Annotated in this window: 8 protein-coding genes and 2 pseudogenes; 8 read left to right on the plus strand and 2 right to left on the minus strand. The window is 39.7% G+C overall.

Features of this window, described 5'->3' with window-relative positions:
• Window positions 1-187 (minus strand): annotated as a pseudogene (locus tag F8S12_RS38240) (hypothetical protein); the annotation flags it as partial.
• Window positions 188-210: 23 nt separating this feature from the next.
• Window positions 211-384, minus strand: a pseudogene (locus F8S12_RS42590) (IS4/Tn5 family transposase DNA-binding protein).
• Between the two features lie 6 nt (window positions 385-390).
• Between F8S12_RS42590 and F8S12_RS38245 the strand changes: the two are divergent.
• The 8 genes from F8S12_RS38245 to F8S12_RS38280 all read left to right on the plus strand — a co-directional run bounded on the left by F8S12_RS38245 (window position 391) and on the right by F8S12_RS38280 (window position 9,458).
• Complete coding sequence (locus F8S12_RS38245; protein ID WP_196521542.1) at window positions 391-609, plus strand: hypothetical protein; 219 nt, start codon at window positions 391-393, stop codon at window positions 607-609.
• A 261-nt stretch (window positions 610-870) separates the two neighbouring features.
• On the plus strand, window positions 871-1,317 hold the full coding sequence (locus F8S12_RS38250) for a DUF3110 domain-containing protein (RefSeq protein ID WP_196521543.1): 447 nt from the start codon (window positions 871-873) through the stop codon (window positions 1,315-1,317).
• Between the two features lie 81 nt (window positions 1,318-1,398).
• On the plus strand, window positions 1,399-2,325 hold the full coding sequence (gene murQ / locus F8S12_RS38255; protein ID WP_196521544.1) for an N-acetylmuramic acid 6-phosphate etherase: 927 nt from the start codon (window positions 1,399-1,401) through the stop codon (window positions 2,323-2,325).
• Between the two features lie 639 nt (window positions 2,326-2,964).
• Window positions 2,965-4,152, plus strand: coding sequence for a response regulator (locus F8S12_RS38260; protein WP_196521545.1), 1,188 nt, complete (start codon window positions 2,965-2,967; stop codon window positions 4,150-4,152).
• Window positions 4,153-4,591: 439 nt separating this feature from the next.
• Entirely contained in the window at window positions 4,592-4,957 is a 366-nt protein-coding gene (locus F8S12_RS38265) for a response regulator transcription factor (protein WP_196521546.1), read from the plus strand.
• Between the two features lie 104 nt (window positions 4,958-5,061).
• A complete protein-coding gene (locus F8S12_RS38270; protein ID WP_196521547.1) occupies window positions 5,062-5,535 on the plus strand; it encodes a chemotaxis protein CheW in 474 nt (157 codons plus the stop codon).
• Between the two features lie 126 nt (window positions 5,536-5,661).
• Window positions 5,662-8,970 carry a GAF domain-containing protein gene (locus F8S12_RS38275; RefSeq protein ID WP_196521548.1) on the plus strand — a complete coding sequence of 1,103 codons (3,309 nt, stop codon included), beginning with the start codon at window positions 5,662-5,664 and terminating at the stop codon, window positions 8,968-8,970.
• A 35-nt stretch (window positions 8,971-9,005) separates the two neighbouring features.
• Window positions 9,006-9,458 (plus strand): four helix bundle protein, encoded by a 453-nt coding sequence (locus tag F8S12_RS38280; protein WP_230968565.1) that lies wholly within the window; start codon window positions 9,006-9,008, stop codon window positions 9,456-9,458.
• The last annotated feature ends 135 nt before the right edge of the window (window positions 9,459-9,593 follow it).

Below are 9,593 nucleotides of genomic sequence, written 5' to 3' on the forward strand. Positions count from 1 at the left end.
CGACACCCGTGTGTTGAAGTTGACGAATTTTATCGAAAACTTCTGTGATATCACCTTCTCTGTCGAAAACATGAATTACTCGCGTGTGCTTAGTTACAAGTTTTTCTACAATCCTGCCATAATCAAGAAAAGTGGTGTCTCCAACACACAGCACTACATCGTATTCTGCAACAGTTTCCGCCGTCATTTGACAGTGCGGTTCGATTAGTCTTAAAAATTCCACTTTCGGGTTTGCAAAAACTCATAAGCCCTTTTGAGTACAGTTCCTCCGTTGAAGATTTCTGACAGCCCTTTGCCAAATCCTTGACTTCAAGCAAAACCAATTGACATTGCACGTTCATTCAATCGGCCATCGCCTAACTCACAAGTCGCAAAATTTTTCATAATGGAGTGGCTGAGTATCAAGGGGTTTTCGCTCAAGTAAAACTGCAATATCAGGGTAATAATTTACCAAATGTCTGGCGGAATGGACATTACCATGATTGGCGTGAGCATTTCGCTCTCTATCAAAGTGCTGATGGTAATAAAACCCCGATTTATTCAGGATGGAAGTCAGGTAAACTTAGAATTGAGGCGGGTGGGTACAAGTTCCAGAGTCAGAGCGAATAATATAAAATCTCACTTTTCACACTGAACTAACTTGTGTTACATAGCGCACAGTCGGACAAATTTGGCAGAATGTTTTTTGATTATGAAGTCAAGTGAAAGAAATCACTCCTAACAGAAATCGTTTACAAATAAGATATTTAGTTCATAATTCCAAATCCAGTTCTTGGCGTTTTCAGGAAAATCTGAATAGAGTGAAAATTGTTCCTGTGACTTTGCCTGAGGCACAATCTAGAACTTTAATGTTAATAGACCTAAAAAAAGATGATTACACCAATGCGTGTTTTTGTGTTAGTTTTTAACGCTCGAACGGAAAATGAGGGGATTCACACGATTCGAGAAGGCGATGCCTACAGCGGCAAGCTACGCAATAAAATTCTGATGTTCGAGTCAGAAGACGACGCCACGCGCTTTGCCCTAATGCTGGAAGCTCAGGATTTCCCCTCACCTACACCGGAACCAATGGATGCTGAGGAAATCAAGGAATTTTGCGAAAGTGCTGGATATGAATGGGAAATCATCCCAGAAAACAGCAATTTAGTTGTAACTCCCCCAGAACTTAACGTGGAAGAAACCGACTGGCAAGCGGATGCCCAGAAGGAGGATGCTGTTGAAGACCCCTTCCCTCTTAATCAACAGCCGCTAGAAGAACCAGAATTGTCTGATTCTGAATTAGAGAAGATTCGTCGCAAATTGGAAGGATTGTTGTAATTAATTATTAGTCATTAGCCATAGGTCAATAACTGGCGACTGACTAACAACAGAGGACAAATAAAAAATGACAGAGGACAAATGACAAATTTGCAGGAACGCGGACATCTTTTAACCGAGATGGTAAATCCTAACAGTCTTAATTTAGACCAGCTTAGTTCCCTGGAATTGGTAGAGCTGTTTAACAGTGAAGATCAAAAGGCAGTTGCAGCAGTTGCAGCAGCGAAAATTCAGTTGGCACAAGCGATTGATAGCACCGCAGAGCGTTTGCGCCACGGAGGACGCCTATTTTATATTGGTGCAGGCACAAGTGGTCGCTTAGGGGTGTTAGATGCTGCTGAATGTCCACCTACTTTTTGTACGCCCCCAGAGCTAGTACAGGGGATTATTGCTGGTGGTGCTGGTGCGCTGGTACGCAGTTCTGAAGATTTAGAAGATAGCATCGAAGAGGGCGAGGCAGCGATCGCACAACGCCACATTACACAGTTAGATGTTGTAGTCGGCATTACTGCGGGTGGTACAACACCTTATGTTCACGGTGCCCTCAATGCTGCCCGTCAGAGGGGAGCCACTACTATTTTTATCGCTTGTGTTCCAGTTGAACAAGTTAGCTTTGATGCCGACGTTGACATTCGTCTATTGACAGGGCCAGAGATAATAGCTGGCTCAACTCGCCTGAAAGCTGGTACAGCCACAAAGTTAGCTTTAAACATCCTTTCCACTGGGGTGATGGTCAAACTAGGCAAAGTGTATGGCAATCGGATGGTGGATGTGGCGGTAACAAATCAAAAGTTACGCGATCGCGCTCTGCGAATTTTGCAAGACCTCACAGGTTTAAGTCGGGAAACTGCTGGTTTTTTACTAGAACGTAGTGGCAAATGGGTCAAGCTAGCGTTATTGATGCACTGGACTGGATTAGAAAAAGATGAGGGGAATCGGCTTCTTTCAGAACACCAAAGTAATCTCAGAGCAGCTGTTGTGAGCTATCAAAACCACAAGCAACCTTAAAGAAATTTTTCTCAATAAATACTTTATAAATGGCTGCTACTTGCCTTAGTAGCACGCCTTTTTTAAGAACAATATTCCCTAAAAAAGCTGACATTAACTCGTATAAATTAAGAATAGTAAAGTTAAATTAATATTTATAACAAAAGCAAAAATGTCTAAAGACCCTAATATTTTTTAGACAATAATTCCGAACTTACACGGTTATAATTTCGTATGAAAAATATTAAAATAATATATATAGCAGTCCTAAATCATTTGTGAAAATTCTATATCTCTTTCTTCTTTCTTCCCTTTGTGTCCTTGGCGTTCTTGGCGGTTCGTTTCCTTATTTATATTTTTCACGACTCATTTAGGATTGCTATATAATACTGAATTCATCTTAATGATATGGAATATAGCAACCTACTTGAGTGACCAAATATTAGTAGAAAAGTAAAGTCTGCCAATAACAAACTCCGTACTAAATGACTGATTTACTATCAATATTTTTGTCATCTTCCCATCTGCCTTACTTTTAATAATCTTGATTTAGGCTGCTATATACCAAATATATTTGCACTTATTGACATATCTGCTAACCGCTATATAGCTAGTGTAGCTTTTTCAACGGCCGGCTTAATAAAGGAACAAAGTAAAAGTATGACTCACCCGGAACTTATTCTTTCAAATAACATAGTTAATGAATTTAAAACTTGTACTCAGCTGCAATACAATGGCAAATTAAATATTAAAAGTTCAAAGGGCAGCCAATGGACTTTTTATTATCGGCTGGGACGCATAGTTTGGGCAACAGGGGGAACTCATCCCTTCCGACGCTGGCGTAGACATATGGCTCAAAATTGTCCTCAGATTGATCTTGATAAATTGCAGTTGCACTTACAAGACGTATCAATTGATTACTGGGATTACCGCCTTCTAGAAATCTTTTATAAAAAACAGAAAATCCAGAGGGAACAGATTCAGTCTATTGCGGAAAACACGATAGTAGAATTATTATTTGACCTAGCTCTGCAAGGAAATTTTGCTTCTATAAGTTGCAATCGCAGCCAAGAAGTTATCTTAGAAACACCAATGAGCTTCACAAGTGCAGAAATGTCTGTAAAGCACATGCAAGACTCGTGGAAAATTTGGTCAGAAGCTGGTTTAGCAAATTTTTCTCCTGATTTGGCACCAGTCCTGCGACGACCAGAACAACTCCAGGAGATGGTAAGTCCATCTATCTACAAAAACTTTGTCAATTCAATCAATGGCAAATTCACTCTGCGAGATTTAGCCGTGAAAATGAAGCAGAGTGTAATGCCACTTACACGTTCATTGCTTCCCTATGTTCTTAAAGGAATCATTGAATTAGTGGAAGTACCTGACATACCCTTGGTAGTGGCTGAGGTCAACAACAAGCCCATCACCGCCCAACCAAAGAAATCGATGGCTCCCCTAGTAGCCTGCGTGGATGATAGCCCTCAAGTCTGTAAAATGCTAGAGGATATTATCACTTCCAATGGATTAAGGTTTGTCAAGATTCAAGATGCTGTACAAGCTCTCCCAACTCTCATTCAAGATAAACCAGACCTGATTTTCTTGGATTTGATTATGCCAGTCGCCAGTGGTTATGAAATCTGCACTCAGCTGCGAAGAATATCTGCTTTCGCCAACACACCAATAATTATATTAACAGGCAGTGATGGTTTATTAGATAGAGTTCGTGCCAAGGTAGTTGGTTCTACAGATTTTCTTGCTAAACCCGTAGTGGCTGATAAGGTGATGGCTATAGTACGTAAATATTTATCTACACCAAGTGTATCCATCGATAAGAGCAAATCTAATTAAGAGGTTTGTAATTAGGGAATTAATAATTTTTCTTGATGATTATTTATCAGATAATCTAATTAACTTTAAAATCTCATTCCTCAGTATTAGGCTGTTGCTCAAGAATAGCTATAATAAAAATCTTGATATACACAAATTTTTACACTTAGTAAAAATTACAAGACTAAGATTCTCGACTTTTGTAATAAGTCGGGAATATCATTATTCACAATATATATTAAGTTATATTTAGTACGTACTTTTTCTGAGGTTAATACCTAAACATTGAATCAAAATTAAACAAATACAAGTTTTTGTATTTATAGCAGTTTTATTTTGAGTTGTGAAATAGTGGTTAGGAGCTAGTCCCTAGTCCCTTCCATATCTTTCTTGAGGAATCATTTAGGATTTGTATGTCTAATTTATTTACATTCTGAGAAAAGTTTAACGAGTAATTGCAATGAATACTGTTTTAGTTGTTGAAGATGGCTTAACAGACATGGAAATAATCAGCTGTTACTTGCAACAGGCAGGTTATTCTGTGATTAGCGCCACAAGTAGCCAAGAGGCTCAAGAGAAAATAGATCAAAATAAGCCAGACCTAATATTTCTCGACGTAATTTTACCCGGTAAAAGTGGCTTTGAAATTTGCCGAGAATTGAAAGGCAACCCCAACACTAGCAAAATACCTGTGGTTTTCTGCTCTACAAAAAATAGTGATGTAGATAAAATTTGGGGTAATATGTTGGGCGCTGATGGTTACTTATCAAAACCGATTGTTCGAGAGGAATTAGTGGGAATTTTGAAGCAGTTGATTAATAAGTAATAATGCAATAACTATACAGTCAATAAAAGTCACTACTTCTAAATTAAATAATAACTGCAAATAGTGGCTAAAGAGAAATCATCAAGGACAAAGGATTAATAACTTTGGAAACCCAGGAAAAGTTTTTAAGTTTTAATTTGGGAGTAAGGGATACAGCCGTAATTTCGTTACAACACATTACAGAAGTTTTGCAAGTAGCATTACCAGAAATATGTAGTGTTCCTGAGATGCCCAGTAGCGTCTTGGGTATTTATAACTGGCGCGGTGAGATGCTTTGGTTGGTAGATTTAGAGGCAATGTTAGGTTATCCTCCAATTTCGCAAGGCCCAAATTTACTTTCAATAATGATGGGAATTGTTCTGGAAAACAAGGGCAAGTATTTGGGACTATTGGTACGACAGCTTATAGATATTGAATGGCTGGATATTAAGCAAATGAAACCCGCAACTGCCGAATTATTTTATCCTAAAATATCACCTTTTTTACAGGGATATTTTATTAATGATTCAGAGGAGATGATTTTTAATTTGGATGCTATAACGATTATCCAAGCTCCTATGTGGGGGATTCATAATTGAACATTTGATAACGGGTGAATAGGCATAGTACTTTGACAATTTATAATCCTCGATGACTAAGCACCAGATCATTCTTAGCTGTCAAATATCAAATTATTATCTATTACAATTCTTGAGGTTAACCAAATGACATTTTTGTATAACAGTAACCAGGGAACTGAGCCTCTAATTTCTGAGGTAGAAAATATTAATGGTAGCGCTAGTATAGCGAATATTGCTAGTAATGAAATATCTTTATTAAACGCGATCGCTCAGGAATTTAAAACTTGGCGGCGACAGTTGCAAGACATCGCAACTCATATGCGCCAAGCTCCAGACCTTGATACATTACTCAAAATTACTGTAGCGCAAATTAGAGAAAAGATTGGTTGCGATCGCGCCTTAATTTATCAGTTTACTTCTCTGGAATCAGGTAATGTTTTAGCAGAATCTAGAACACTAGGTTGGACACCAACTTTAGGCGAAAATATTCCCGGAATTATTTTTGGCTTATATACCAATCAAGACTATATAGAACCTGTAGTTATTGATGATATCAATCAGATACAACTTACCCCTTATCAAAAGCAGCTGCTAGAGAAATTTCAAATTAAAGCTAGTTTGAGTTTACCGATTGTAGTACAAGGTAAAGTATGGGGGTTACTGACAGTCAATAACTGCTACTCAATGCGGCAATGGCAAGAGGTAGAAATTAGTCTACTATCTCAAATTACAACAGAACTAACCTATAAATTGCAGAGCTTTGAATTTCACAAAGAACTGCAAAATCAAGCACAGGCAAAGAAATCAGTAGCTAAAGTTATTGAAAAAATTCTCCATGTATCAAGTCTTGATAAGATTTTCCAAACAACCACTCAAGAAGTACGTCAATTACTAAAATGCGATCGCGTCGGTGTTTATTACTTCAAACCTGACTGGAGTGGCGAGTTTGTAGCGGAGACAGTGGGTAATGGTTGGATAAAAATGGTCGGCCCTGATTTTAAAATGGTCTGGGAAGATAGCCACTTACAAGAAACCCAAGGAGGACGTTATGCCAAGGGTGAAAGCTTTGTGGTCAAGGACATCTATAAAATGGGTCATGCTCAATGTCACATTGATATTTTAGAGCAGTTTGAGATGAAAGCTTACATCATTGCGCCTATATTCACTGGAGAGAAATTATGGGGCTTGCTGGCAGCTTATCAAAATTCTGGGCCGCGTGATTGGCAACCTTGGGAAGAAACCTTTTTGACTCAGATTGGCTTGCAATTTGGGGTGGCCATATCACAAAGAGAATATGTAGAGCAAGTGCAGACGAAATCTGATCAACTAGCTCAAATAGTCGAACAAGAGAAAGCTTTCACTAAGATAGTCAACCGCATCCGCCAATCTTTAGATGTAGATAGTGTCTTCAAAACAACCACTCAAGAAGTGCGTCAATCGCTAAAATGCGATCGCGTTGCAGTCTATCGCTTTAACCCTGACTGGGGTGGCGAATTTGTGGCTGAGTCTGTGGGTAATGGTTGGACAAAACTGGTAGGACTTGATATTAAAACCGTTTTAGACGATACTTACTTGCAAGAAACTCAGGGAGGTAGGTATGTCAGAGGTGAAAACTTTGTTGTTAATGACATCTATCAAATAGGGCTTGCTCCTTGCCACATTGAGATTTTAGAGCAGTTTGAAGCCAAAGCTTACATAATTGTTCCTATATTCTTCGGGGATAAATTGTGGGGCTTGCTGGCAGCTTATCAAAATTCCAGCACCCGTGAATGGCAAACCTGGGAAGTTAACTTTTTGGTTCAGATTAGCTTGCAATTTAGCCTAGCTAAATCACAGATAGACTATCTAGAATTAGTGCGGGTAAAATCTGAGAAACTAGCTCAGTTAGCGGAACAAGAGAAAGCTATCACAAAGATCAGCAACCGCATTAGGCAAATCTTCGATGTGGAAGAGATTTTCAAGATAACCACTCAAGAAGTACGGCAATTATTGCGATGCGATCGCGTTGCTGTTTATCGCTTCAATCCCGACTGGAGTGGTGAATTTGTGTCTGAGTCAGTAGCTCATGGTTGGGTAAAACTGGTAGGCCCCGATATCAAAACTGTCTGGGAAGATACCCACTTACAAGAAACTCAGGGAGGTCGATATGCCGAAGGGGAAAACTTTGTTGTAAACGACATTTATCAGGTAGGTCATTCTACTTGCCACATTGAAATTTTAGAGCAGTTTGAAATCAAAGCTTATATCATAGTTCCCATATTCTTTGGAGAACAATTGTGGGGCTTGCTGGCAGCATATCAAAACTCTGCAACTCGTAATTGGGAAGAATCGCAAGTCACTTTGTTAGCACGTATTGGTAACCAGTTAGGATTGGCATTACAACAGACGGAATATTTGCAACAAGTACAAGCGCAGTCAGCAAAATTAGCAGAAGCAGCAGCACGGGAAAAGGCAGCCAAGGAGTTACTACAACAACGGTCTATTCAACTCCTAACAGCCCTTAGACCCGCCCTCAATGGCGACTTAACGGTACGCGCACCGATTACAGAAGACGAGCTAGGTACCATCGCCGACGCCTATAATAATACGCTGCAAGCACTGCGGCAAATCGTTATTCAGGTACAGGGGGCTGCTCAACAAGTTGCTCAAACTTCTAGCAATAGCGACGCTTCACTAGCGGGACTGACTAATTTGGCACAACAACAATCTGAGGAAATTACCGCAGCCTTAGGTGACATTCAACAGATGGTGGACTCTACTCAAGCTGTGGTGAGTAATGCTGAGTTGGTGCAAGTAGCAGTGCAACAAGCCAATCAAATTGTAGAGTCTGGCGATACTGCGATGAACCTTACTGTCAAAGCAATCCAAGGAATTCGTGAAACCGTTGCTCAAACCAGCAAAAAGATTAAACGCCTCAGCGAATCCTCGCAAAAAATCTCCAAAGTGGTGAATTTGATTGGTAATTTTGCCACACAGACAAATGTACTGGCTTTGAATGCAGCCATTGAAGCCACCCGTGCAGGTGAATATGGCAAAGGCTTTGCAGTTGTAGCTGATGAAGTCCGTTCTTTGTCTCGCCAGTCAGCAGCAGCCAGCATCGAAATTGAAAAATTAGTCCAGGAGATTCAAGCAGAAACCGGAGAAGTTGCAGTAGCGATGGAAACTGGCATTCAACAAGTAGTTGAAGGTACAAATCTTGTCAATGACACTCGCCAAAACTTAAATGCGATCGTTTCTGCAACTGCCGAAATTAGTCAGCTAATCGAGCGGATTACCGCAGCAACTCAAAAACAAATGACGCAATCTGTAACAGTAACTAAATCAATGCAAGATGTAGCAGAAATTGCTAATAAAACTTTTGCTGAATCTCAAGAAATTGCTACTGTATTCCAAGAGTTATCAGGGATGGCGCAGGAGTTATTGACAACTGCTGGTAAGTTTAAAGTCAACTAAGTAGGGAGTGGGGAGTGGGGAGTGGGGAGTGGGAAATGATAGCTTTTGAAATTCGCTCTTATCAAGATTTAAAAGTTTTAGGTACTGGGGAGTGGGAAATGATAGCTTTTGAAATTCGCTCTTATCAAGATTTAAAAGTTTGGCAAGAAGGCATGAATTTAGCTGAAGCTTGCTATCAGCTAACGATTGCATTCCCGAAAGAGGAACTTTACGGGATGACTTCACAGATTCGTCGGGCAGGTGTATCAGTTCCAGCAAATATAGCTGAGGGCTATGGACGAGAGTATCGCCTGGAATACATAAAATTTCTCCGAATAGCGCAAGGCTCTCTCAAAGAGCTAGAAACTCACTTGTTACTATCAGCTAGAGCCAAAGTTGGACTTACAGATACTCAATTAGTCACTCCAATTTTGAGGCAATGTGAATCTGTAGGAAGATTACTCCGTGCTTTGATTCGTTCTCTAGAGAATAAGGAGAGTAGGGAGTAAGTTTTTCGGATTAGACCATTTTTTTGGGTTTTAGAACCAAAATGATTGTCTGAAACCTTAAAACTACGTTCAATTATTGAACGGAAACCTAAATACCTACCCTTGAAAGCAACTCCCTACTCCCATTCCCCATTC

This window comes from Nostoc sp. WHI, from assembly GCF_015714725.1.
Classification (GTDB): Bacteria; Cyanobacteriota; Cyanobacteriia; order Cyanobacteriales; family Nostocaceae; genus Nostoc.

What these genes read in the sequence shown, in the direction of transcription:
- F8S12_RS38260 (WP_196521545.1), top strand. Translation starts at nt 2,965, where the DNA reads ATGACTCACCCGGAACTTATTCTTTCAAATAACATAGTTAATGAATTT.
- F8S12_RS38275 (WP_196521548.1), top strand. Translation starts at nt 5,662, where the DNA reads ATGACATTTTTGTATAACAGTAACCAGGGAACTGAGCCTCTAATTTCT.
- F8S12_RS38265 (WP_196521546.1), top strand. Translation starts at nt 4,592, where the DNA reads ATGAATACTGTTTTAGTTGTTGAAGATGGCTTAACAGACATGGAAATA.
- F8S12_RS38280 (WP_230968565.1), top strand. Translation starts at nt 9,006, where the DNA reads ATGATAGCTTTTGAAATTCGCTCTTATCAAGATTTAAAAGTTTTAGGT.
- F8S12_RS38250 (WP_196521543.1), top strand. Translation starts at nt 871, where the DNA reads ATGATTACACCAATGCGTGTTTTTGTGTTAGTTTTTAACGCTCGAACG.
- murQ (WP_196521544.1), top strand. Translation starts at nt 1,399, where the DNA reads ATGACAAATTTGCAGGAACGCGGACATCTTTTAACCGAGATGGTAAAT.